The sequence below is a fragment of the Klebsiella sp. GL120222-02 genome (genome assembly GCF_003097195.1).
In the GTDB taxonomy this organism is placed as follows: Bacteria; Pseudomonadota; Gammaproteobacteria; order Enterobacterales; family Enterobacteriaceae; genus Klebsiella; species Klebsiella variicola.
In genome coordinates this window covers 680,462-702,908 of record NZ_QEQO01000003.1, presented here as the reverse complement: position 1 = coordinate 702,908, position 22,447 = coordinate 680,462, and the positions used below count along the sequence as shown (strand labels likewise).

25 protein-coding genes are annotated in these 22,447 nt (G+C 56.0%); 12 read left to right on the top strand and 13 right to left on the bottom strand.

What is annotated here, in order from left to right; all coding sequences use genetic code 11:
* The first annotated feature begins 619 nt into the window (after positions 1-619).
* On the top strand, positions 620-1,555 hold the full coding sequence (locus N438_RS13510) for a TIGR01212 family radical SAM protein (protein ID WP_032736465.1): 936 nt from the start codon (positions 620-622) through the stop codon (positions 1,553-1,555).
* Positions 1,556-1,601: 46 nt separating this feature from the next.
* Here N438_RS13510 and N438_RS13505 read toward each other — a convergent pair whose 3' ends face one another.
* Both N438_RS13505 and N438_RS13500 read right to left on the bottom strand, forming a co-directional pair.
* Complete coding sequence (locus N438_RS13505) at positions 1,602-2,885, bottom strand: MFS transporter (protein ID WP_008806658.1); 1,284 nt, start codon at positions 2,883-2,885, stop codon at positions 1,602-1,604.
* 86 nt (positions 2,886-2,971) lie between these two features.
* Positions 2,972-3,988: a Zn-dependent oxidoreductase gene (locus N438_RS13500; protein WP_012967168.1), complete on the bottom strand. Its 1,017-nt coding sequence runs from the start codon at positions 3,986-3,988 to the stop codon at positions 2,972-2,974.
* Between the two features lie 288 nt (positions 3,989-4,276).
* Between N438_RS13500 and uxuA the strand changes: the two genes are divergently transcribed.
* The 4 genes from uxuA to mtgA all read left to right on the top strand — a co-directional run bounded on the left by uxuA (position 4,277) and on the right by mtgA (position 9,439).
* Complete coding sequence (uxuA, locus tag N438_RS13495) at positions 4,277-5,341, top strand: mannonate dehydratase (protein WP_008806656.1); 1,065 nt, start codon at positions 4,277-4,279, stop codon at positions 5,339-5,341.
* A 149-nt stretch (positions 5,342-5,490) separates the two neighbouring features.
* A complete protein-coding gene (gene arcB / locus N438_RS13490; RefSeq protein ID WP_012540466.1) occupies positions 5,491-7,830 on the top strand; it encodes an aerobic respiration two-component sensor histidine kinase ArcB in 2,340 nt (779 codons plus the stop codon).
* Between the two features lie 233 nt (positions 7,831-8,063).
* Complete coding sequence (elbB, locus tag N438_RS13485; RefSeq protein ID WP_008806654.1) at positions 8,064-8,717, top strand: isoprenoid biosynthesis glyoxalase ElbB; 654 nt, start codon at positions 8,064-8,066, stop codon at positions 8,715-8,717.
* Complete coding sequence (gene mtgA, locus N438_RS13480) at positions 8,714-9,439, top strand: monofunctional biosynthetic peptidoglycan transglycosylase (RefSeq protein ID WP_008806653.1); 726 nt, start codon at positions 8,714-8,716, stop codon at positions 9,437-9,439. Before elbB ends, mtgA begins: the two co-directional genes overlap by 4 nt.
* Positions 9,440-9,502: 63 nt before the next feature.
* Here mtgA and npr read toward each other — a convergent pair whose 3' ends face one another.
* From npr to N438_RS13425, 11 genes are all read right to left on the bottom strand, one after another.
* Complete coding sequence (gene npr, locus N438_RS13475) at positions 9,503-9,775, bottom strand: PTS phosphocarrier protein NPr (protein ID WP_002918431.1); 273 nt, start codon at positions 9,773-9,775, stop codon at positions 9,503-9,505.
* Positions 9,772-10,626, bottom strand: coding sequence for an RNase adapter RapZ (gene rapZ / locus N438_RS13470; protein WP_002918428.1), 855 nt, complete (start codon positions 10,624-10,626; stop codon positions 9,772-9,774). Before rapZ ends, npr begins: the two co-directional genes overlap by 4 nt.
* 45 nt (positions 10,627-10,671) lie before the next feature.
* Positions 10,672-11,160 (bottom strand): PTS IIA-like nitrogen regulatory protein PtsN, encoded by a 489-nt coding sequence (gene ptsN, locus N438_RS13465; RefSeq protein WP_004144926.1) that lies wholly within the window; start codon positions 11,158-11,160, stop codon positions 10,672-10,674.
* Between the two features lie 70 nt (positions 11,161-11,230).
* Positions 11,231-11,518: a ribosome hibernation promoting factor gene (hpf, locus tag N438_RS13460; protein WP_004206206.1), complete on the bottom strand. Its 288-nt coding sequence runs from the start codon at positions 11,516-11,518 to the stop codon at positions 11,231-11,233.
* A 22-nt stretch (positions 11,519-11,540) separates the two neighbouring features.
* Positions 11,541-12,974, bottom strand: a complete 1,434-nt coding sequence (gene rpoN / locus N438_RS13455; protein ID WP_012540467.1) for an RNA polymerase factor sigma-54 — start codon at positions 12,972-12,974, stop codon at positions 11,541-11,543.
* 47 nt (positions 12,975-13,021) lie between these two features.
* Positions 13,022-13,747 (bottom strand): LPS export ABC transporter ATP-binding protein, encoded by a 726-nt coding sequence (lptB, locus tag N438_RS13450; RefSeq protein ID WP_002918417.1) that lies wholly within the window; start codon positions 13,745-13,747, stop codon positions 13,022-13,024.
* A gap of 6 nt (positions 13,748-13,753) precedes the next feature.
* A complete protein-coding gene (lptA, locus tag N438_RS13445; RefSeq protein ID WP_002918415.1) occupies positions 13,754-14,299 on the bottom strand; it encodes a lipopolysaccharide ABC transporter substrate-binding protein LptA in 546 nt (181 codons plus the stop codon).
* On the bottom strand, positions 14,268-14,843 hold the full coding sequence (lptC, locus tag N438_RS13440) for an LPS export ABC transporter periplasmic protein LptC (RefSeq protein WP_008806651.1): 576 nt from the start codon (positions 14,841-14,843) through the stop codon (positions 14,268-14,270). Before lptC ends, lptA begins: the two co-directional genes overlap by 32 nt.
* Positions 14,840-15,406 carry a 3-deoxy-manno-octulosonate-8-phosphatase KdsC gene (kdsC, locus tag N438_RS13435; RefSeq protein ID WP_008806650.1) on the bottom strand — a complete coding sequence of 189 codons (567 nt, stop codon included), beginning with the start codon at positions 15,404-15,406 and terminating at the stop codon, positions 14,840-14,842. Before kdsC ends, lptC begins: the two co-directional genes overlap by 4 nt.
* A gap of 14 nt (positions 15,407-15,420) precedes the next feature.
* On the bottom strand, positions 15,421-16,407 hold the full coding sequence (gene kdsD, locus N438_RS13430; protein WP_012540468.1) for an arabinose-5-phosphate isomerase KdsD: 987 nt from the start codon (positions 16,405-16,407) through the stop codon (positions 15,421-15,423).
* A gap of 14 nt (positions 16,408-16,421) precedes the next feature.
* On the bottom strand, positions 16,422-17,399 hold the full coding sequence (locus N438_RS13425) for a calcium/sodium antiporter (protein ID WP_008806648.1): 978 nt from the start codon (positions 17,397-17,399) through the stop codon (positions 16,422-16,424).
* Between the two features lie 209 nt (positions 17,400-17,608).
* Between N438_RS13425 and mlaF the strand changes: the two genes are divergently transcribed.
* The 7 genes from mlaF to murA all read left to right on the top strand — a co-directional run bounded on the left by mlaF (position 17,609) and on the right by murA (position 22,415).
* A complete protein-coding gene (gene mlaF, locus N438_RS13415) occupies positions 17,609-18,421 on the top strand; it encodes a phospholipid ABC transporter ATP-binding protein MlaF (protein ID WP_012540470.1) in 813 nt (270 codons plus the stop codon).
* 7 nt (positions 18,422-18,428) lie between these two features.
* The gene (mlaE, locus tag N438_RS13410; RefSeq protein WP_004150949.1) at positions 18,429-19,211 is read left to right on the top strand and encodes a lipid asymmetry maintenance ABC transporter permease subunit MlaE; all 783 of its coding nucleotides are present in this window, start codon (positions 18,429-18,431) and stop codon (positions 19,209-19,211) included.
* A 4-nt stretch (positions 19,212-19,215) separates the two neighbouring features.
* Positions 19,216-19,767: an outer membrane lipid asymmetry maintenance protein MlaD gene (gene mlaD / locus N438_RS13405; RefSeq protein ID WP_004206195.1), complete on the top strand. Its 552-nt coding sequence runs from the start codon at positions 19,216-19,218 to the stop codon at positions 19,765-19,767.
* An 18-nt stretch (positions 19,768-19,785) separates the two neighbouring features.
* On the top strand, positions 19,786-20,421 hold the full coding sequence (gene mlaC, locus N438_RS13400) for a phospholipid-binding protein MlaC (protein WP_002918386.1): 636 nt from the start codon (positions 19,786-19,788) through the stop codon (positions 20,419-20,421).
* Complete coding sequence (gene mlaB / locus N438_RS13395) at positions 20,421-20,711, top strand: lipid asymmetry maintenance protein MlaB (RefSeq protein WP_008806646.1); 291 nt, start codon at positions 20,421-20,423, stop codon at positions 20,709-20,711. Before mlaC ends, mlaB begins: the two co-directional genes overlap by 1 nt.
* 136 nt (positions 20,712-20,847) lie before the next feature.
* Positions 20,848-21,102: a BolA family iron metabolism protein IbaG gene (gene ibaG / locus N438_RS13390; protein WP_004144910.1), complete on the top strand. Its 255-nt coding sequence runs from the start codon at positions 20,848-20,850 to the stop codon at positions 21,100-21,102.
* Between the two features lie 53 nt (positions 21,103-21,155).
* Positions 21,156-22,415 carry a UDP-N-acetylglucosamine 1-carboxyvinyltransferase gene (gene murA / locus N438_RS13385; RefSeq protein WP_008806645.1) on the top strand — a complete coding sequence of 420 codons (1,260 nt, stop codon included), beginning with the start codon at positions 21,156-21,158 and terminating at the stop codon, positions 22,413-22,415.
* Positions 22,416-22,447: the final 32 nt, after the last annotated feature.

Genomic DNA, 22,447 nt, shown 5'->3' with positions numbered 1-22,447 from the left:
GCACAGAAAGAGTATGGCGACGGGGTTTGCACCTCGCATTCGCCCTCTTTAAATCCTTTTCGCATCGGTACACAAGTTTGAGGACTTGCTGTTAAGAGGGAATCTCAATTACTGCATAAATATGATGAGCAGAGTGCTCATCCAGAAAGCTTCCAGCGGATTCCCAACTTATCGGGAATCCACACTTACGTCAAATGGCAATCTTATTAATACAAAAATGTGCTATACAGGTGTTAACTTGTTGTTTTAAAAATAAATAGTGCCATTTTTCGTGCTATGAATACGCCTCAGGAAGGTCAGGCTAGTGTGATCTGTCTCACTGTGCACGCGGCTTTGCATTACCGTTATGCGCTGAAATGCATGTCATCATTAGCATATTTGACTGCCATATATTTTCTCAATGGATATTAATACTGTTTTTTACCGTGAAGAAGATTAGGGCTATCCGCAGGTGAAATATAAGGAAAACTCATCACCACAGAGGTGAATGAAATTGCAGTAATCATGATTGTTTATGCAATGAGGGTGGCCGCCGCGCTGACGATTGATCCAGGTCATCGCCGTCGGTGACAAAAAGTGGCAGGCTTGGCCCCCTTTGTTGAGGCCGGTCTATCAGATTATGCAGTTACAGAAATTAGTCAATATGTTTGGTGGGGATCTTATGCGCCGCTATGGCGAAAAGGTCCATAAGCTGACGCTGCACGGCGGTTTTAGCTGCCCGAACCGCGACGGCACGCTGGGCCGCGGCGGTTGCACTTTCTGTAATGTGGCTTCCTTTGCCGATGAGGCGCAGCAGCATCGCTCCATCGCCGAACAGCTCGCTCATCAGGCGCAGCTCGTCAACCGGGCAAAGCGCTATCTGGCCTATTTCCAGGCCTATACCAGCACCTTCGCTGAAGTGCAGGTGCTCCGCTCGATGTATCGTCAGGCCATCAGCCAGGCGAATATTGTCGGCCTCTGCGTCGGCACCCGCCCGGACTGCGTGCCGGAGGCAGTCCTCGATCTGCTGAGTGAATATCATGAGCAAGGATATGAGGTATGGCTGGAGCTGGGACTGCAAACCGCGCACGATAAAACCCTGCATCGGATTAACCGTGGGCATGATTTCGCTTGCTACCAGCGTACTGCGCGTCTGGCGCGAGCGCGAGGGCTGAAGGTCTGCGTACATCTGATCGTCGGCCTGCCCGGAGAGACCCAGGGTCATTGCCTGGAGACGCTGGAGCGGGTGGTGGCGACCGGCGTGGACGGCATCAAGCTGCACCCGCTGCACATTGTCAAAGGCAGTATTATGGCCAAAGCGTGGCAGGCCGGGCGTCTCAATGGCATTGAGCTGGAGGCGTATACCGTGACCGCCGGGGAGATGATTCGCCATACGCCGCCGGAGGTGATCTATCACCGGATATCGGCCAGCGCCCGTCGACCCACGCTATTGGCGCCGCTGTGGTGCGAAAATCGCTGGACCGGAATGGTTGAACTGGATCGCTATCTGAATGAGCAGGGCGCTCAGGGCTCGGCGCTAGGCCGCAGCTGGGCTGTGCCCCTGGCGGAGAAGTAGAAGCAGACGATGTCCGGGCCAAGGCCGGACATCGCTCTTCAGCCATTTATGCCTGACTGGCTTTCATCGTCATCCGTGGGGTTTTAATCACCAGCAGCACCAGCACGGCGCCAAGCGCGGCGATAGTGCCGGCGAGAATAAAGGCGCTGTCGAATTTGCCGGTGGACTGCACGATATAGCCCGTGACAATCGGCCCCACGATGCCGGAGACGCTGCCGATAAGATGGATAAAGCCGCTGGCGCCGCCGACGCGGGATTTATGCACCACGTCCTGAATAATCGCCCAGTAGATCGCCCCGGTCACATAGAGGAAAAAGATGGAGACCGACATCAGCAGAACGGCAGGAACGACGCTGCTAACGGTACCGGCGAGCCCCACGCAGAGCGCGGCCATTAGCAGGCATACCACCAGCACGATTTTGCGCGACAGCAGCAGCCTTCCGGTAAGGTTAAATATTTTATCGGATATATAACCCCCCAGCGCCAGACCGACAAAACCGACGATCCACGGGATCATGGTGGTGAGACTCATCTGTTTAATATCCAGATGGTGCTGCTGGACCAGATAGGACGGAAACCAGCTGAGAAAGAAAAACAGAATATAGTTGTAGCAGAAGAAGGCAAATGCCGTCACCAGAATAATAGGCTGCTTGAGATAATAACCCAGTGAGTGGGCCGTTTGATTTTCTACGGTTTCCAGGGCGTCCTCCTCTTGCTTCATTTTATTAATGAGCATGAGCTCTTCCTGACTGACATGCTTATGTTTGTCAGGCGAGTTGGCGGCAATAAAAAACCACACGACCATCCACACAATACCGATGGCGAAAATAATCATAAACGCGGGACGCCAGCCGAAAGCCAGGGCCAGATAACCGACGATAGGTCCGGCGACCGCGCCGCCCAGCGGAGAGCCGGCGCTGAGGAACCCCACTGCGGTTGCTGCTTGCTTTTTAGGAAACCAGCCGTTAATCATCTTGTTCGCTGAGGCGCAAATCGGGCCCTCTGCCATCCCGAAGAGCACGCGGAGCACCAGCATGGAATAAAAGCCGGTGGCAACCGCGGTTAAGCCGCAAAACAGCGACCATAACCCAACCGCCAGGCCCATCACCAATGTGGCGCCAAATTTATCGACGGCGAGGCCGCCAATAAAATTAAAGACCGCGTAGCCGAAGAAAAAGCTGCCGAAAATCATACCAAATTGTTCAGCGTTAAGTGCAAGGTCCTTTTCAATCATCGGCACCGTAATGGATAACGCCACCCGGTCCAGATAATTTATCATATACACTAAAAATAATAACAGGACGATAATCCAGCGAATATTTTTTCCCATGATAACACCATGCTCATTATATGATTTATATCAGGCGCGGCGGATCTACAGATATCCGTCGGCCGTTATTTAAAAATGATGTCGGCTTAGCCTAATTGCAGCAGCACTTTGCAGCAGGTCTTCCGATCGTTGGCGAAAATCTCCATGGCTTCTTTCACCTGCTCCAGCGGCATACAGTGGGTGATTAACGCCTCAGGATGGATAAGGCCTTTTTCCATCCAGTCGATGACCAGCGGAAAGCGCCCGCTGTTCAGCCGGGAGGAGAAAATGGAGATCTCTTTACTGGTGATGCTTTGCTGGGTCAGGGTGGACGCCTCGCCGGAGAAACCGAGTATGCCGATGCGGGCGGCAGGGGAGGCGAGGAGGATTGCCTCCTGCAGAATGGCTGGGTGGCAGGCGGCATCAATGACCAGCGTGGGGGCTATCTGCCGCTGCGCCAGCTGATCCGCCAGCGGCTGATGGGTGTTATCGAGCGTCAGATCGGCGCCGTTGTCCCGTGCCATCTGTAGACGTTCGGCAATGCGGTCCACGACGATCACCTGCTTAACGCCATACACCCCCTTCAGCGCCTGGATCACCGTCAGGCCCATTGGGCCAGCGCCGTAAACCAGGGCGATATCCTGCGGCGTGGGCTGCAGCTGGGCGGTAATATTTGCCGCAATAGTAAAAGGCTCAACCATTGTCGCCTGACGATCGCTGATAGCCTCCGGAATGCGCCAGGCATTTTTGGCCGGCACGCAGGCATAGTCGCTGAATCCCCCATCGCGGTGCACCCCGATGACCTGGAGCTGCGCGCAAACATTCGGCCGACCAACCGAGCAGGGATAACAATGGCCGCAGCTGACCACCGGATCGACCGCGACGCGTTCGCCAATACGCGCCGGAGAGACCTGCTCGCCGACGGCATCGACAATGCCGAAGAATTCATGACCAATAACGCGGGGATATTTCGCGAAGGGGTTGTGGCCCTGATAGATGTGTACATCGGAACCGCAGATCCCGGCAAAGGCGATTTTCACCCGTACTTCATGGCTGCCCGGAACGGGAACCGGACGTGATGCAATGTTCAGTTGGCCTGGCTCTTTGACGATGACGCTTCTCATTTCTGTTCCTTCCATTGTCTGTTTCGCGAACGAATTTCGCCTGTTTTTATTACCATACAAGTATGCATTTGATCATAAATAGCTCTGGATCACATTTGGAAGAGGTCGTCAGAAAAAGCCAGACTATTATTAATCTATTGAAATAAATTGAAAAAAAATATGAATGCGCCGGGATGGGCTTGCCCGGTGCAGGAATGTGATCGTTATCACGACAGGAAAGGGCAATTCGATTATGATTGCTGGTATGGTAGTAGGGTAAAAGCACAAATTATGAAGCAGGTGATAACGATGCAGATGACAATGCGCTGGTTTGGGCCAGAGGAAGACAAGGTTTCATTAGAGCATATACGACAGGTGCCCGGCGTGGAGGGGGTCGTCGGCGCGCTCTATGACGTCGCGGTGGGTGAGGTATGGCCAGTCGATAAAATTGAGCGTCTGGTCAGCCAGGCCCATGCCGCGGGCCTGAAAATGGAGGTGATAGAGAGCGTCAACATTCATGATGACATTAAAATCGGCCTTCCTTCCCGTGACCGCTATATTGCCAACTATCAGCAGACCATTCGCCACCTTGCCCGCTTCGGCGTCAAAGTTATCTGTTATAACTTCATGCCGGTTTTTGACTGGATGAAGACGGATATGAACTACGTCCTGCCGGATGGTTCGTTGACGATGGCTTTTGAGAAGAAAGATATCGATAAACGGCTGGAAGACGTAGTGAAAGAGGTACTGGAGAACTCAAACGGCTTCGCCTTGCCGGGCTGGGAGCCAGAAAGGCTGGCGGAGGTGCAGACCCTGTTTGCCAAATATAGCGCGGTGGATGACCACAAGCTGCGGGAGAACCTGGTCTATTTTCTGCGGGCGGTGATCCCGGTCTGTGAAGAGGTCGGGGTGAAAATGGCGATCCATCCGGACGATCCGCCGTACTCCATTTTTGGCCTGCCGCGGGTGGTCAAAAACCGCGACGATCTGGACTGGATCTGCCGGGCCGTCGATTCGCCCGCTAACGGCATCACGCTCTGCACCGGCTCGATTGCCGAAGATCCGGATAACGATGTGTACGCCATCCTGGCAGAGTTTACCCGGCGCAAACGGATCCACTTTGCCCACGTCCGCAATATTAAGCTGATACGGGATAAAGATTTTTACGAGTGCGCCCATCCGTCAGAGTACGGTTCCCTGGATATGTACAAGGTGATGCAAGCGCTGTATGACAACGGGTTCGACGGCTATATTCGCCCGGATCATGGCCGCTTTATCTGGGGAGAGACCGGACGGCCAGGCTATGGCTTGTACGACCGCGCTCTCGGCGTGACCTACCTGAAGGGGCTCTGGGAGGCGTTAAGCAAGCGCTAATCGTTCTCCTGACCTTGCCTCTTTTTAGCGGCTGGTTCGCCTTGGCGACCAGCCGTCATATCAGCTCCTTCCCGCATTTTTTGCACAACTTACAGCGCATTGCTCAGAATTGAGTATTATTGTGCGGAGTTGTCGTGAAGGAATCCCCTATGAAGCAAATTCGTATGCTGGCGCAGTATTATGTCGACCTGATGATGAAGCTGGGTCTGGTCCGCTTTTCGATGCTGTTGGCTCTTGCGCTGGTGGTGCTGGCCATTGTGGTACAGATGGCGGTCACTATGGTGCTGCATGGCCAGGTTGAAAGTATCGACGTTATCCGCTCTATCTTCTTCGGTCTGCTGATCACCCCCTGGGCGGTCTACTTTCTCTCGGTGGTGGTGGAGCAGCTCGAAGAGTCCCGCCAGCGTCTTTCGCGGCTGGTGGACAAGCTGGAGGAGATGCGCGAGCGCGATCTGAAGCTGAATGTGCAGCTGAAAGATAACATCGCGCAGTTGAATCAGGAGATAGGCGAACGTGAAAAAGCAGAAGCCGAGCGCGAGACCACTCTCGAGCAGTTGAAGATCGAGATGAAAGAGCGTGAAGAGACGCAGATCCAACTCGAACAGCAATCCTCCTTTCTGCGCTCTTTCCTTGATGCTTCCCCGGACCTGGTCTTCTATCGCAATGAAGATAAGGAGTTTTCAGGTTGTAACCGGGCGATGGAGCTGTTGACCGGCAAAAGTGAGAAACAGCTGATCCATCTCAAACCGCAGGACGTCTATAGCGAAGAGGCCGCGGAAAAGGTGCTGGAAACCGACGAGAAGGTGTTCCGCCACAATGTATCGCTGACCTATGAGCAGTGGCTGGACTATCCCGATGGTCGCAAAGCGTGCTTCGAAATCCGCAAGGTCCCGTACTACGATCGCGTCGGTAAGCGTCGCGGCCTGATGGGCTTCGGGCGCGATATCACCGAACGAAAACGCTATCAGGACGCCCTCGAGCGCGCCAGCCGGGATAAAACTACCTTTATCTCGACCATCAGCCATGAGCTGCGTACCCCGCTAAACGGGATCGTCGGGCTGAGCCGTATTTTGCTGGATACCGAACTGACCAGCGAGCAGGAGAAATACCTGAAAACCATCCATGTCTCGGCGGTGACGCTGGGGAATATCTTCAATGATATTATCGACATGGATAAAATGGAGCGCCGTAAGGTACAGCTCGATAACCAGCCGGTGGACTTCACCAGCTTCCTTGCCGACCTTGAAAACCTCTCCGGTCTGCAGGCCCAGCAGAAGGGCCTGCGCTTTGTGCTGGAGCCGAGCCTGCCGCTACCGCATAAAGTGATCACCGACGGTACGCGTTTGCGCCAGATCCTGTGGAACCTTATCAGCAACGCCGTGAAGTTTACCCCCCAGGGCGGCGGGGTGAATGTCCGCGTGCGCTATGACGAAGGCGATATCCTGCACTTCGAAGTGGAAGACTCCGGTATCGGTATTCCTGAAGCGGAACAGGACAAAATTTTCGCCATGTATTACCAGGTCAAAGACAGCCACGGCGGCAAACCAGCCACCGGAACCGGCATTGGTCTCGCCGTCTCGCGTCGCCTGGCGCGCAATATGGGCGGCGATATCAGCGTAACCAGCCAGCCGGGTAAAGGGGCGACCTTTACGCTCACCGTCCATGCGCCTGCCATTGCGGAAGAAGTGGAAGATACGTTGGCGGAAGACGACATGCCATTACCCGCGCTTAACGTGCTGCTGGTGGAAGACATCGAGCTCAACGTCATTGTGGCCCGTTCGGTGCTGGAAAAGCTGGGCAACAGCGTGGATGTCGCCATGACCGGGAAAGCCGCGCTGGAGATGTTTGAGCCAGGCGAGTACGACCTGGTGTTGCTGGATATTCAATTGCCGGATATGACGGGGCTGGATATCTCTCGCCAGCTAAAACAGAACTTTGCCGCGGATGAGCTGCCGCCGCTGGTGGCCCTGACCGCCAACGTACTGAAGAATAAGAAAGAGTATCTCGACGCCGGGATGGACGATGTGCTGAGCAAGCCGTTGTCGGTGCCAGCGCTCACGGCCATGATCAAGAAATTCTGGGATGCGCCGGAAGAGGAAGCGCAGGAAGCGCCGGCGGCCGATCTGCATAAAGCCGACGCGGTGCTGGATACCGATATGCTGGAGCAATATATCGAACTGGTGGGACCGAAGCTTATCAACGATGGCCTCGCGGTGTTTGAGAAGATGATGCCGGGCTATATGTCTGTCCTCGAGTCCAATCTCACCGCCCGCGATCAAAAAGGGATTGTCGAAGAGGGGCATAAGATCAAAGGGGCGGCGGGTTCTATTGGTCTGCGCCACATCCAGCAGCTGGGGCAGCAGATCCAGACGCCGGATCTGCCAGCCTGGTCTGATAATGTCGCTGAATGGGTTGAAGAGATGAAATCTGAGTGGCAAAACGACGTGGCGGTACTGAAGGCGTGGGTGGCGAAGGCCGGGAAAAAATGACCCCGGACAGACCGGGGTGCGCGAATACTGCGCCAACACCAGGGAACTGGTGGTTGAGCCAGTGTTATTTGAGTGATGTTGTTACGTGGCGCAACCTGAGAAGTGGATTGCTCGCTCATTAAGATAGCAAAGCTTAACTAATTTGTTACATGAATCAGTAAAATATGTGAAGCATAGCGAGTAAATCGACATTTTTGACTGGTTTCAGCGAGTTGCATGGAGGAGCGAAAGCGATGAAAAAAATTGGTGTGGTACTGAGCGGCTGCGGCGTGTACGACGGCAGTGAAATTCATGAAGCGGTGATTACCCTGCTGGCGATCGCGCGCAACGGCGCGCAGGCGGTGTGCTTTGCACCCGATAAACCGCAGCGCGACGTCATCAACCATCTGACGGGGGAACCGCTGACGGAGCAACGCAATGTGCTGGTGGAAGCGGCGCGAATTGCCCGCGGCGACATCTTACCGCTGACGCAGGCGCGTGCGGAGACGCTGGACGCGCTGATCGTCCCCGGCGGCTTCGGCGCGGCGAAAAATTTAAGCAGCTTCGCCGCCGAGGGCAGCGAATGTCAGGTGGACCGCGATCTGCAGGCTCTGGCACTGGCGATGCATCAGGCCGGCAAACCGCTGGGTTTCATGTGCATTGCCCCGGCGCTGCTGCCGAAGATTTTCGCGTTTCCGCTGCGCATAACCATCGGGACCGATCTCGATACTGCCGATGTGGTCGAAGAGATGGGGGCGGAGCACGTGCCTTGTCCGGTCGACGACATCGTGGTGGATGAAGAGAACAAAGTGGTCACCACCCCGGCGTATATGCTGGCAGAGAATATTGCTCAAGCCGCCACCGGGATCGAAAAGCTGGTCGCCCGCGTGCTGGCGCTGAGCGCATGAGGCTCCGCGTTGCGCCCTTTGCGCTGCTAAAACGACTGGCGCTGCGTCTGCTGCTGATCGCCGCCGTCTTCTGGGGCGGGGGGATCGCGCTGTTTAGCGTGCTGCCGGTGCCGTTTTCGGCGGTGATGCTTGAGCGGCAGGTGAGCGCCTGGCTCTCCGGAGATGTCCACTATCTGGCGCACTCTGATTGGGTCGGCATGGATGAGATCTCTCCATGGATGGGGCTGGCGGTGATTGCCGCCGAAGATCAAAAGTTCCCGGAACATTGGGGGTTCGACGTATCGGCGATAGAAAAAGCGCTGGCGCACAATGAGCGTCATGATACCCGCATCCGCGGCGCGTCAACGCTGTCGCAGCAGACGGCGAAAAACCTGTTTTTATGGGATGGCCGCAGCTGGTTGCGTAAGGGGCTGGAAGCCGGGCTGACGGTCGGTATAGAAACCGTCTGGAGTAAAAAGCGGATCCTGACCGTCTACCTGAATATTGCCGAGTTTGGCGATGGGATATTTGGTGTGGAAGCGGCCGCGCAGCGCTATTTTCATAAGCCTGCCAGCCAGCTGACGCCGGGGGAAGCGGCTCTGCTGGCCGCGGTGCTGCCAAATCCGATCCGCTATCGCGCTGACGCGCCTTCGGGCTATGTGCGCAGCCGCCAGGCCTGGATCTTACGCCAGATGCGACAGCTGGGCGGGGAAGGGTTTATGCGCGAGCATAAGCTCTATTAGCGCGTGAATCCGGCGCCGGGGCTGGCACTGTCGCCAGTCGGCCGTCGCCGGGAAGCGTGACGCTTAGTCTTCATCAAATCCGGCATTAAAAAGAGCAATCACCGCGGCGAGCGCCTCAACTTCCTGCGGACCGCTGGCTTCCACCTCTATCTGCCGCCCTTTCGCGGAGTCCAGCATCAGCAGGGCAATCACGCTGTTTGCTTCCGCCTCCGTGCCTTCATCGTTGCGCAGCAGTACTTCGGCATCGAAATTCTGCATCAGCTCAAACAGTTTCATCGCCGGGCGGGCGTGCATGCCCAGCTTATTGGTGATTTCAACGGTCTGCTTTACGGTCATGATTTACGTTTTTCCAGCGTCCGATGACGAGACTGTACGTTCTTGCCGCGGGAGCGGAAGTAGTCAGCCAGTTGTTCAGCAATATAAACCGAACGATGTTTACCGCCGGTGCAGCCAATGGCCACCGTCAGATAGCTGCGATTGTTGGTCTCCAGCATCGGTAACCATAGCTCAAGATAACTCCGGGTCTGGTAAATAAAGTTGTGCACTTCAGTGTGCCGGTCAAGGAAGGCGGCCACCGGTTTATCCAGACCGGTCATTGGACGCAGTTTCGGATCCCAATGCGGGTTTGGCAGAAAGCGCACGTCAAAGACGTAATCAGCATCGATCGGAATACCGTGCTTGAAGCCGAAGGATTCGAAGACCATCGTCAGTTCGCGCTCGCGTTTGCCTAACAAGCGAGTACGCAGCATTTCCGCCAGCTCATGCACCGACATTTCGGACGTATCGACGATCAGATCCGCACGGGAGCGCAGTGGCTCCAGCAAGTCGCTCTCTTCGTCGATGGCGCTTTCGAGCGACAGGTTCTTGCTGGAGAGCGGGTGTAAGCGACGAGTATCGCTGTAACGGCGGATCAGGGTATTACGATCGGCATCAAGGAACAGCAATTGCGGAGAAAAGCATTCCGGCAGGTTCTGCATCGCCTGTTCAAAGATTTCCGGTGATTCCGGCATGTTACGCACGTCGATGCTGACGGCCGCGGAGATATTGCGGTCAGCCAGCGACCGCGCCAGATCGGGCAGCAGCACGACCGGCAGGTTATCCACGCAGTAAAAGCCCATATCTTCCAGCGCTCGCAGAGCGACGGATTTCCCCGAGCCCGAGCGGCCGCTGACGATCATCAGTACCATGTACCGTTTCTCCTCAGTACGATAAAGGATAAGGTGCGACTGCCGTTATGCGTCATCGCTGCTTCCTGCTTCGGTGATGATCTCATACAACTCTTCATCGCTCTGCGCCGCGCGCAGGCGACGGCAAATCGCTTTGTCCGCCAGCCGTTTGGCCACCAGGGAGAGCGTATGCAGGTGAGTCTTTGTCTGGTCGGCTGGCACCAGCAGCGCGAACAGCAGGTCGACAGGCTGATTGTCGATCGCGTCGAAGGCGATGGGGGTTTCCAGCTGGACAAAAACGCCGACAGCACGCAGCGTATCCTCTTCCAGTTTACCGTGAGGAATGGCAATACCATTGCCAATCCCGGTACTGCCCATTTTTTCGCGGGTGAGGATCGCTTCGAACACCACCTGCGGCGGCAAACTTAACTGTTTGGCGGCCAGTTCGCTAATGATTTCCAGAGCACGCTTCTTGCTCTGGCAGTGAACCTGGCTACGGGTACATTCCTGGTTCAGGACGTTGCTCAGTTGTAGAGCCGAATCGTTGTTCATCATAATTTCACCTGAGCGCCCCCGCGCCCGCCGCCGATGTTAAACCACGACGGACGCAGGGGGGCCCGGACAATTAGTGTTGTTTTAGTTTATCTTTGTGCTTCGTTAACTGCCTTGCCAGCTTGTCGATAAGACCATCGACAGCTGCATACATATCCTGCCCTTCCGCACTGGCATGGATTTCGCCACCGTTGACATGCAGATTCGCGTCCGCAATTTGCGTCACTTTCTCTACTTTTAACACAATATAGACCTGATTGATCCGGTCGAAAAATTGCTCCAGTTTGCTGAACTTCGCCGTGACGAAGTCGCGCATCGCGGGGGTGATCTCGACGTTGTGTCCTGTAATGTTGAGCTGCATAGTGTCTTCCTTATCGGTTGTGTCAGACCAGTTGTTTACGCTGGTTTGACGGCGGAATGGATAAAGACTCTCTGTACTTCGCGACAGTGCGGCGCGCGACCATGATACCCTGCTCGGACAGCATGGAGGTGAGCTTACTGTCGCTCAACGGCTTCGCGGGGTTTTCCGCGGCGATTAACTTCTTCACCAACGCGCGAATGGCCGTCGACGAGGCTTCGCCGCCGCCTTCGGTATTCACATGGCTGGAGAAGAAATACTTCAGTTCAAAAATACCGCGCGGACTGTGCAGATATTTTTGCGTGGTGACACGGGAAATGGTGGATTCATGCATCTCGACAGCCTGGGCGATATCGGCCAGCACCATCGGCTTCATATACTCTTCACCCTGTTCGAAAAAAGCCTGCTGCTGTTCAACGATGCAGCGGCTGACGCGCAGCAGCGTATCGTTGCGGCTTTCGAGACTTTTGATTAGCCAGCGGGCTTCCTGCAGATTGCTGCGAATGAACTGGCCGTCGGCGTCATTGCGGGCGCTGTTGCCCATTGCCGCATATTGCTGATTAATCTTCAGCCGGGGAATGCTGTCGGCGTTGAGCTCCACGGTCCAGCGGCCACTGACCTTGCGGACCAGTACGTCGGGAATGACATATTCCGGTTCACTGGTATGAATGGACTGGCCAGGGCGGGGATCCAGCGACTGGATCAGATTCACCGCCTCTTTCAGCACCTCTTCTTTCAGGCGCGTCACTCGCATCAGGGTGCGGAAATCATGGTTAGCCAGCAGATCGAGATGGTCGCTGATAATCAACCGGGCCTCTTCCAGCCACGGCGTCTCTTTAGCGAATTGCGACAGCTGGATCAGCAGGCAGTCGCGCAGATCTTTCGCCGCGACGCCAACCGGATCAAAACGCTGGATGCGCTTCAGAACGGCCTCCACCTCTTCCAGGCCGATTTCGTCATCGCCAATGCTGTCGACGATGTCTTCAATCTGAATGGTGAGATAGCCCGTATCGTCGACGGCGTCGACGATGGAGGTGGCAATGGCGCGGTCGGTGTCGGTGAAGGGCGTCAGCTCGACCTGCCACATCAGATAATCCTGCAGCGTCTGAGTGGTTTCGCCTTGATAGACGGGCAGCTCGTCGTCCTGATAATCCACGCCGTTGCCTGACGGCGTACCGGCGGTATAGATTTCATCCCAGCTGGCATCGAGAGGGAGCTCGTCCGGCATCTCTTTTTGCTCAAGCGCATCGACGGTATCGAGGGACTCGCGGTCCTCCACTTCTTTCGCCTCTACCTCGTCGTGAAGATCGGTTTGCTCAAGCAATGGGTTACTTTCCAGCGCTTGCTGGAGCTCTTGCTGGAGTTCTAACGTGGACAACTGCAGCAAACGAATAGCCTGCTGCAGTTGCGGCGTCATGGCAAGCTGTTGGCTAAGCCTTAATTGCAAACCTTGCTTCATGTTCAGGGTAAATATCTCCGGCTAAAACGTCTGTAACCTCTACCCTATCAGAGTCTGAAGTCTTCCCCAAGATACACGCGCTTAACCTGCTCATCTTCGAGGATCTGCTGCGGCGTACCATGAGCAATAAGGTGTCCCTGACTGACAATATACGCCCGTTCGCAGACGGCGAGGGTCTCTCTGACGTTATGGTCGGTGATCAGTACGCCGAGGCCGCTGTCGCGCAGGTGTTCAATGATGCGTTTGATATCGATAACGGAGATGGGGTCAACACCGGCAAAGGGTTCATCCAGAAGGATAAATTTCGGGTTCGCCGCCAGCGCGCGAGCGATTTCGACACGGCGGCGTTCACCACCGGAGAGCGCCTGACCGAGGCTGTCGCGCAGGTGCTCAATATGAAACTCTTCCATCAGCTCTTTGGCGCGATCTTCCCGCTGTTCGCTGGTTAAATCGTCACGGATCTGCAGGACCGCCATCAGGTTGTCATAGACGCTCAGACGACGAAAAATAGAGGCTTCCTGCGGCAGATAGCCGATGCCCCGGCGCGCGCGCGCGTGCAGCGGTAGCAGACTGATGTCTTCGTCATCGATAATAATATTGCCCGCGTCGCGCGGCACAATGCCGACCACCATGTAGAAGGTGGTGGTTTTACCGGCGCCGTTCGGGCCGAGCAAGCCGACAATCTCTCCGGAGTTAACGGTGAGACTGACATCTTCCACCACGCGGCGGCCTTTATAAGCTTTGGCGAGGTTCTTCGCAGTTAAGGTTGCCATAACGAATTAGTTACTCTTCTTTTGCTGATTGCCGCTTTTATCCTGCAGCTCAGACGGCACCAGAACGGTGGTGACGCGTCGACCTTTGTCGCTGAAGGCCTGCATTTTTTGCTCTTTCACCAGATAGGTGATCTTATCGCCCTTGATATTGCTGTCGAGCTGCTCAAGGTAAGCGTTGCCGGTCAGCACGACGTAATCATTCTGCAGCTCGTAGCGCATTTTCGACGCCCGGCCTTTTACCGGCTTGCCGTTATCCTGCATCTGGTAGAAGGTGGCCGGGTTACCGAAGCCTTCGATCACCTCTTTACCTTTCTCATTGCCCGGACGGGTGACCACCACTTTATCAGCGTTAATTTTGATCGTCCCCTGGGTGACGACCACGTTACCGGTGAAAGTGACGACGTTGCCCTGCATATCCAGTGACTGCTGATCGGACTCGATATGGATCGGCTGATCGGTATCTCCCGTCTTGGCCAGGGCCGGCAGGCTGGCGGCCAGTAAAGCGCCGGCGAGCGCAATCTTAAGGCTGAGTTTGTTTGTTCTGAATTTCATAAGAGGTTCTCACCTTTTCAATCAGCTCGGCATTTTTGCTGCGAAGGTTTCCACGCATTTTCAGGCCGCTGGAATTAAATGTGGTGCCGTATAACGTCACCATGTCATCGGAGGTAACGTCCTGTGTGACCAGATTTATCTGGGCGTTATCCGTCGTAATTTTGCGCAGTTGAGAGTCAGGCGCGAGCGCATTCACCTCAACGTGCCCGTAAAGATAGAGCATTCGGTCATTCGTCAGCTTCGCTTTATCTGCCCTGATTGACCAGGTTGGCACCTTATTGGTATCAAAGGTGGTCATCACCGGCTTGGTAAACCAGGAAACCTCCTGATCGGAAAAGTATTCCACATGCTCGGCAATCAGCCGATAGCTCAGGGCGCCTTCCGGGCTGTACACGACGGTGTCGGTATGTTCGCTTTTATACGTCGGGTCGTTGGGATTGACCTCCGGCTGGGCCGTGTCGTCCGTATTCGCCAGATTCAGGCCGATGAGGATCAGCGCGAGCAGCGACAGTAAAATGATAACCCAACGTCTGGTTTTACTCATATTGATTGCCCTTTGGCCTCATCCAACTTGCCCTGCGCCAATAGTAACAAATCGCAGACTTCGCGTACCGCGCCGCGTCCGCCGTTAATGCGCGTGACATAATTCGCCCGCGGCAGCAGCAGCGGATGCGCATCGGCGACGGCGACGCTTAAACCCACTTCCGCCATCACCGGCCAGTCGATCAGATCGTCGCCGATATACGCCACTTCATCCGGACGAACCGCCAGTTTGCTGACTAATTCGCGAAACGCCAACAGCTTATCCGACTGACCTTGATAGAGATGCGTAATGCCCAGCGTCTGGCAGCGGTCTTCTACCAGTTTAGCTTTTCGCCCGGTAATAATCGCCACTTCGATGCCGGAGGTCAGCGCGCAGCGGATACCATAGCCATCGCGGACGTTGAACGCTTTCAGCTCCTCGCCGTGATTACCCATATAGATAAGTCCGTCGGATAATACACCGTCAACATCGAGGATCAGTAGACGGATCTTAGCCGCGCGATCGAGAAACGCCTGGCTTACCGGCCCATAGCATGTCGCTAACTGAGCATCAGCATTATTCATTATTTTTTCCTTACTTACACTACGCCCGCGCGCAGGAGATCGTGCATATGTACCACACCTAGCAGGTGGTCGCCATCGGCAACCAGCACGCAGGTGATATGACGGGATTGCATCAGGTTTAGCGCATCTACCGCCAGGGTGCCGGGACGGATGCGGATCCCTCCCCGGGTCATGACATCGGCAATGCTGGCATTACGCATATCGACGCCGGTATCAAAGACCCGGCGCAGGTCACCATCGGTGAAGATCCCGATGATGTTCATATCGTCATCGCAGACGGCGGTCATGCCTAAATTTTTACGCGTGATTTCCAGCAGCGCATCGCGCAGGGTGGCCTGCAGGCCGACGTGCGGGATTTCATCACCGGTATGCATAATATCATTGACGCGCAGCAACAGCTTACGACCGAGTGCGCCGCCAGGATGAGACAGGGCGAAATCTTCGGCGGTAAAGCCACGGGCTTCCAGCAGAGCGACGGCGAGGGCATCACCCATCACCAGCGCCGCGGTGGTGCTGGAGGTGGGCGCCAGCCCTAACGGGCAGGCCTCTTTGGGCACTTTCACGCACAGATGGATATCCGCTGCGCGCGCCATGCTGCTCTCAGGCCGGCTGGTGATGCAGATAAGCTTCACCTGCTGGCGCTTCAGGACCGGGATCAGCGCCAGAATTTCATTCGATTCGCCGGAATTCGACAGCGCAATCACCACATCCTGTGGAGTGACCATTCCTAAATCGCCGTGCGCCGCTTCGCCGGGGTGGACAAAAAAAGCCGAGGTGCCGGTACTGGCGAACGTCGCCGCCATTTTGCGGCCGATGTGGCCGGATTTGCCCATCCCCATCACCACGACTTTGCCGCCGCAGCGGAAAATCGTTTCGCAAGCATGGGTAAAGTCTTCATTTATATATTGATCGAGCTGGGCCAGACCTTCACGTTCAATTTCCAGCACCTGACGGCCTGCCTGTTGAAAGTCAAAATCCGTGGGCAAATCTATTTGCGACATGATGTTATCCCGAGTCATTCAACGAAGAGCGGCGCTGTCCAGAACAGCATCGCCAACCAAACCACAAAGCCGCCGACCAGCAGTGCGCCAACCAGCCGTCCCGGCTGCTGCTGGCGGCGCCAGCACAGCACCGCGAAGATCAGGCTGACCAGCAGCATCACGCCATAATCGCGAGTGAAGGCTTCGCTCGCAAAGCTCCCCGGCGCGATCAGCGCCGGTAAACCCAGCACCAGCGCAATATTGAGGATATTGGCGCCGATGATATTGCCGATAGCAATGTCATCTTCCCCTTTCCGCGCCCCGGCGATAGCGGTGGCCAGCTCTGGCAGGCTGGTACCTATCGCCACCACCGTCAAACCGACGGTCAGCTCGCTAATGGCAAAAAAGTTTGCCAATACCGTGGTGTTATCCACCACCATACGGGTAGCCATGGGCATGACAATCATCGCGACCCCTAACCAGAGCAGAGCGACCGGCAGCGATCCTTCACGCGGCAGCTCCGCCAGCTGTTCGCGAGTCAGGCTATCGCTGCCCTGGCGCTCCGCCAGACGGGCGATTTTGATGGTAAACAGCAGCCACAGAAGCGCTAACGCCAGTAAAAACAGCCCGTCGAGACGGGACAGCTGTCCATCGTAGAGCACCAGCCCGGCCAGCACACTGACCAGCAACATTAGCGGTAATTCGCGGCGCAGAATATCAGAATGCACGGTAAATGGCCTGAGTAAGGCGGCGAGTCCGAGGATCAGAAGAATATTGGTAATGTTGGAGCCGAGCGCGGTGCCGACCGCCAGATCGATCTGCCCATGCAGCGAGGCCGTGGTGGAAACCATGATCTCGGGCAGGCTGGTGCCGATACTCACCACCGTCATACCGATGATCAGCGGCGGGATCCCCAACATACGACACAGGATGGAAGCGGCATAGACCAGACGATCGGCGCTGTAGACAACCAGCAGTAAACCAATAATTAACAGAGCCGTCGCTAAGAGCATCTAAAGTCCTTTCTTCAGGTATAATCGTCGCCTCGCTGGGTTATCCCTACGCAGCGTAACGAATTCTTAATTTTGACTTTATGTGTGCCAAAAGTAAAACAAATGCCAGCTTTCGCTAACCTGTGCAGGTAAGATTCTGTAAAAATGTTGTGATTGTGGCGCAAGAAAGGGCCATGCTTGCCCGTCAGGTGTTTAGTAAGGATGATTTTATGAGCCAAACTCAGGCGAATTTAGTTGAAGTGCGCGGTATCCGCTTTTCACGCGGCGATCGTGTGATCTTCGACGACATCTCGCTGTCGGTGCCGCGCGGTAAAATTACTGCGATCATGGGACCTTCGGGGATCGGCAAGACTACCCTGTTACGCCTGATCGGCGGCCAGATCCCGCCGGACAGGGGAGAGATCCTGTTTGATGGCGAGAACGTGCCGCAGATGACGCGATCGCGTCTTTATACGGTGCGTAAGCGGATGAGCATGCTGTTCCAGTCTGGCGCGCTGTTCACCGATCTCAATGTCTTTGATAACGTTGCCTATCCGCTGCGCGAGCATACGCAGCTGCCGCCTGCGCTGCTGCATACGACGGTGATGATGAAGCTGGAAGCGGTGGGGTTGCGTGGGGCGGCGAAGTTAATGCCCTCCGAGCTTTCCGGCGGGATGGCGCGCCGTGCCGCCCTGGCGAGAGCGATTGCCCTTGAGCCGGATCTGATTATGTTCGACGAACCGTTTGTCGGGCAGGATCCCATCACCATGGGCGTGCTGGTGAAGCTGATTTCTGAACTCAACAACACGCTGGGTGTCACTTGCATCGTGGTTTCGCACGATGTGCCTGAGGTGCTTAGCATTGCGGACTACGCGTATATCGTGGCGGATAAAAAGATTGTCGCCCACGGTAGCGCCCAGTCGCTGCGGGAGAATACCGATCCTCGGGTTCGTCAGTTTATTGATGGTATTGCCGACGGCCCGGTGCCGTTCCGTTATCCGGCTGGCGACTATCACCATGATTTATTAGGCATAGGGAGTTGAGCGACTCATGCTGTTTAATGCGCTGGCCGCGCTAGGACATCGCGGGATTAAAACCACCGCGACGTTTGGACGCGCCGGATTAATGCTTTTCAACGCCGTTGTGGGCAAACCAGAGTTTCGCAAGCACGCGCCGCTGCTGGTTCGTCAGCTCTATAACGTTGGCGTTCTGTCGATGCTGATTATCATTGTATCGGGCTTGTTTATCGGTATGGTGCTCGGGCTGCAGGGGTATCTGGTCTTAACCACCTACAGCGCAGAGACCAGTCTTGGCATGCTGGTGGCGCTGTCGCTGCTGCGCGAGCTGGGGCCGGTTGTCGCTGCGCTGCTGTTTGCCGGGCGCGCCGGATCGGCGCTGACCGCCGAGATTGGCCTGATGCGGGCCACGGAGCAGCTCTCGAGTATGGAGATGATGGCGGTGGATCCGCTGCGTCGCGTGATTTCTCCACGCTTCTGGGCTGGCGTCATTTCGCTGCCGCTGTTGACGATTATCTTTGTCGCGGTAGGGATCTGGGGTGGTGCGCTGGTAGGCGTAAGCTGGAAAGGCATTGACGGTGGTTTTTTCTGGACCGCGATGCAAAATGCCGTCGACTGGCGAATGGACCTGGTGAACTGCCTGATTAAGAGTCTGGTATTCGCCATTACGGTAACCTGGATTGCGTTATTTAACGGTTATGACGCTATCCCCACTTCCGCCGGGATTAGCCGGGCGACAACACGCACCGTGGTGCATGCGTCGCTGGCGGTTCTGGGGCTGGATTTTGTGCTGACTGCGCTGATGTTTGGGAATTGAGTTCATGCAAACGAAAAAAAATGAAATCTGGGTAGGGGTGTTCTTACTGGTGGCGCTGCTGGCGGCGCTGTTTGTCTGCCTGAAGGCGGCGAACGTCACCTCGCTACGTACTGAGCCGACTTACCGCCTTTACGCGACCTTCGATAACATCGGCGGCCTGAAGGCGCGTTCGCCGGTACGCATCGGCGGTGTGGTTGTGGGACGGGTAGCGGACATCACTCTCGACCCGAAAACCTATCTGCCACGCGTGGAGCTCGATATCGATGAGCGCTACAACCATATCCCGGATACCAGTTCGTTGGCGATCCGCACCTCGGGTCTGCTGGGCGAACAGTATCTGGCGCTGAACGTCGGTTTTGAAGACCCGGACCTTGGGACGACTATCCTTAAAGACGGCGGTACTATCCAGGACACCAAGTCCGCCATGGTGCTGGAAGATCTGATTGGTCAGTTCCTTTATAACAGCAAGGGCGGCGACAATCAGAATTCTGGCAATGATAAGGCCGAGGCAGAAGGTCATACTGACGCGACGCCGGCAGCCGGCACGACGCATTAATTTCAGGAGAAACACGATATGTTTAAACGCTTACTCATGGTCGCCATGCTGGTGATTGCCCCGCTGACCGCTGTCCAGGCGGCAGACCAGTCCAACCCGTATAAGCTGATGAATGAAGCGGCGCAGAAAACCTTCGATCGCCTGAAGAATGAACAGCCGAAGATCAAAGCCAACCCTAACTATCTGCGCGACATCGTCGACCAGGAGCTGTTGCCGTATGTGCAGGTGAAATATGCTGGCGCGCTGGTGCTGGGCCGCTATTACAAAGAAGCGACCCCCGCGCAGCGTGAGGCCTACTTTGCCGCCTTCCGTGAATATCTGAAGCAGGCCTACGGCCAGGCGCTGGCGATGTACCACGGGCAGACTTACCAGATTGCGCCGGAGCAGCCGCTGGGCAGCGCAACCATCGTTCCGATCCGCGTCACTATCATCGACCCGAACGGTCGTCCGCCGGTGCGTCTGGACTTCCAGTGGCGTAAAAATACCCAGACCGGTAACTGGCAGGCCTACGATATGATCGCCGAAGGCGTCAGTATGATCACTACCAAACAGAATGAGTGGAGCGATCTGCTGCGCACCAAGGGCGTTGACGGCCTGACCGCGCAGCTGAAAGCGATCTCCGCTCAGCCGATCACGCTGGAACAGAAAAAATAATGACCGGGCAGCTGAGCTGGACTCGCGAGGGCGAGACGCTGGCGCTGCACGGAGAGCTGGACCAGGATCTGCTGGTCCCGCTCTGGGAAGCACGCGCCAGGGCGACGGAGGGGGCGACGATCATCGATCTCAGCCAGACTACGCGCGTGGACACGGCGGGCCTGGCGCTGTTAGTGCATTTTGTGGCACTGATCCGCCGTCAGGGGCGGGAAGCGCAGCTGATCGCGAAGAGCGAAAATCTGCAAACGCTGATCGGTCTTTACAACCTGCCTGTCGATATGATCCCATAATCTTTTCAGTGCCTTAGCGTTGAAGCTATTCCGAAAGCCCCGGCAATCTTTTCGTCGGGGCTTTTTGCTTGTTTAAGACCGCGCCACTTTCCTCTAAGATGTTGGGCTGTTTTCACTATCAGATAAATTTGAGCCCATGGAAAATCATGAAATTCAGACCGTGCTGATGAACGCACTCCCCCTCCAGGAAGTCCACGTCTCTGGCGATGGCAGCCACTTTCAGGTTATTGCTGTGGGTGAGATGTTCGATGGCATGAGTCGGGTTAAAAAGCAGCAGAGCGTCTACGCGCCGCTGATGGAATATATTGCTGACAACCGTATCCATGCGCTGTCGATCAAGGCCTTCACTCCGCAGGAGTGGGCGCGAGACCGCAAACTAAATGGCTTCTAAGCTGTGGGGGGTCCCCTGCAGCGTATGTGAATTTTTAATAGAGAACAGAATCAATGGATAAATTCCGTGTTCAGGGGCCGACTCGCCTTCAGGGCGAAGTCACCATTTCTGGTGCAAAGAACGCCGCCCTGCCAATCCTCTTTTCCGCGCTGCTTGCCGAAGAGCCGGTAGAGATCCAGAACGTACCTAAGCTGAAAGATATCGATACCACCATGAAGCTGCTGAGCCAGCTGGGCGCGAAGGTTGAGCGCAATGGTTCGGTATGGATTGACGCCGGCCCGGTTGATGTATTCTGTGCTCCGTACGACCTGGTGAAAACCATGCGTGCCTCCATCTGGGCGCTGGGCCCGCTGGTGGCGCGTTTTGGTCAGGGACAAGTTTCTCTGCCAGGCGGCTGCGCCATCGGCGCGCGTCCGGTCGACCTGCACATTAGCGGTCTGGAACAGCTGGGCGCCGAGATCAAACTGGAAGAAGGTTATGTCAAAGCCTCGGTCAACGGTCGCCTGAAAGGCGCGCATATCGTGATGGATAAGGTGAGCGTCGGCGCTACCGTAACTATCATGAGCGCAGCGACCCTCGCGGAGGGGACGACGATTATCGAAAACGCCGCGCGCGAGCCGGAAATTGTCGATACCGCCAACTTCCTTAACGCGCTGGGCGCGAAAATCAAAGGCCAGGGCACCGATCGCATTACCATCGAAGGCGTGCAGCGTCTGGGTGGCGGCGTATACCGTGTACTGCCGGACCGTATCGAAACCGGCACCTTCCTGGTGGCCGCGGCGATTTCCGGCGGCAAGATCCTCTGCCGTAACGCGCAGCCGGATACTCTGGATGCCGTTCTGGCGAAACTGCGTGACGCCGGGGCTGACATCGAAACGGGAGAAGACTGGATTAGCCTCGATATGCACGGCAACCGTCCGAAAGCGGTCAACGTGCGTACCGCGCCGCACCCGGGCTTCCCGACCGATATGCAGGCCCAGTTCACGCTGCTTAACCTGGTGGCGGAAGGGACCGGCGTGATCACCGAAACGATCTTTGAAAACCGCTTCATGCACATTCCGGAACTGATCCGTATGGGCGCGCACGCGGAGATCGAGAGCAATACCGCTATCTGTCACGGCGTGAAGCAGCTTTCGGGCGCGCAGGTGATGGCGACCGATTTGCGTGCGTCGGCGAGCCTCGTGCTGGCAGGCTGCATCGCTGAAGGGACCACCATCGTTGATCGCATCTACCACATCGATCGTGGCTATGAGCGTATCGAGGATAAACTGCAGGCGTTGGGTGCCAATATTCAGCGCGTGAAGGGCGAGTAACCGTGTCCTGACAGGGCCCCGGGGCGTTGGTT

Bases quoted from the DNA above. Each gene is read 5' to 3' on its own strand.
- lptC (WP_008806651.1), bottom strand. From the start codon at position 14,843: ATGAGTAAAACCAGACGTTGGGTTATCATTTTACTGTCGCTGCTCGCG.
- mlaE (WP_004150949.1), top strand. From the start codon at position 18,429: ATGCTGTTTAATGCGCTGGCCGCGCTAGGACATCGCGGGATTAAAACC.
- N438_RS13425 (WP_008806648.1), bottom strand. From the start codon at position 17,399: ATGCTCTTAGCGACGGCTCTGTTAATTATTGGTTTACTGCTGGTTGTC.
- lptB (WP_002918417.1), bottom strand. From the start codon at position 13,747: ATGGCAACCTTAACTGCGAAGAACCTCGCCAAAGCTTATAAAGGCCGC.
- npr (WP_002918431.1), bottom strand. From the start codon at position 9,775: ATGACCGTAAAGCAGACCGTTGAAATCACCAATAAGCTGGGCATGCAC.
- mtgA (WP_008806653.1), top strand. From the start codon at position 8,714: ATGAGGCTCCGCGTTGCGCCCTTTGCGCTGCTAAAACGACTGGCGCTG.
- mlaD (WP_004206195.1), top strand. From the start codon at position 19,216: ATGCAAACGAAAAAAAATGAAATCTGGGTAGGGGTGTTCTTACTGGTG.
- kdsD (WP_012540468.1), bottom strand. From the start codon at position 16,407: ATGTCGCAAATAGATTTGCCCACGGATTTTGACTTTCAACAGGCAGGC.
- mlaC (WP_002918386.1), top strand. From the start codon at position 19,786: ATGTTTAAACGCTTACTCATGGTCGCCATGCTGGTGATTGCCCCGCTG.
- rpoN (WP_012540467.1), bottom strand. From the start codon at position 12,974: ATGAAGCAAGGTTTGCAATTAAGGCTTAGCCAACAGCTTGCCATGACG.
- mlaB (WP_008806646.1), top strand. From the start codon at position 20,421: ATGACCGGGCAGCTGAGCTGGACTCGCGAGGGCGAGACGCTGGCGCTG.
- hpf (WP_004206206.1), bottom strand. From the start codon at position 11,518: ATGCAGCTCAACATTACAGGACACAACGTCGAGATCACCCCCGCGATG.
- arcB (WP_012540466.1), top strand. From the start codon at position 5,491: ATGAAGCAAATTCGTATGCTGGCGCAGTATTATGTCGACCTGATGATG.
- murA (WP_008806645.1), top strand. From the start codon at position 21,156: ATGGATAAATTCCGTGTTCAGGGGCCGACTCGCCTTCAGGGCGAAGTC.
- ptsN (WP_004144926.1), bottom strand. From the start codon at position 11,160: ATGATGAACAACGATTCGGCTCTACAACTGAGCAACGTCCTGAACCAG.
- N438_RS13500 (WP_012967168.1), bottom strand. From the start codon at position 3,988: ATGAGAAGCGTCATCGTCAAAGAGCCAGGCCAACTGAACATTGCATCA.
- mlaF (WP_012540470.1), top strand. From the start codon at position 17,609: ATGAGCCAAACTCAGGCGAATTTAGTTGAAGTGCGCGGTATCCGCTTT.
- rapZ (WP_002918428.1), bottom strand. From the start codon at position 10,626: ATGGTACTGATGATCGTCAGCGGCCGCTCGGGCTCGGGGAAATCCGTC.
- N438_RS13510 (WP_032736465.1), top strand. From the start codon at position 620: ATGCAGTTACAGAAATTAGTCAATATGTTTGGTGGGGATCTTATGCGC.
- lptA (WP_002918415.1), bottom strand. From the start codon at position 14,299: ATGAAATTCAGAACAAACAAACTCAGCCTTAAGATTGCGCTCGCCGGC.
- kdsC (WP_008806650.1), bottom strand. From the start codon at position 15,406: ATGAATAATGCTGATGCTCAGTTAGCGACATGCTATGGGCCGGTAAGC.
- elbB (WP_008806654.1), top strand. From the start codon at position 8,064: ATGAAAAAAATTGGTGTGGTACTGAGCGGCTGCGGCGTGTACGACGGC.
- uxuA (WP_008806656.1), top strand. From the start codon at position 4,277: ATGCAGATGACAATGCGCTGGTTTGGGCCAGAGGAAGACAAGGTTTCA.
- N438_RS13505 (WP_008806658.1), bottom strand. From the start codon at position 2,885: ATGGGAAAAAATATTCGCTGGATTATCGTCCTGTTATTATTTTTAGTG.
- ibaG (WP_004144910.1), top strand. From the start codon at position 20,848: ATGGAAAATCATGAAATTCAGACCGTGCTGATGAACGCACTCCCCCTC.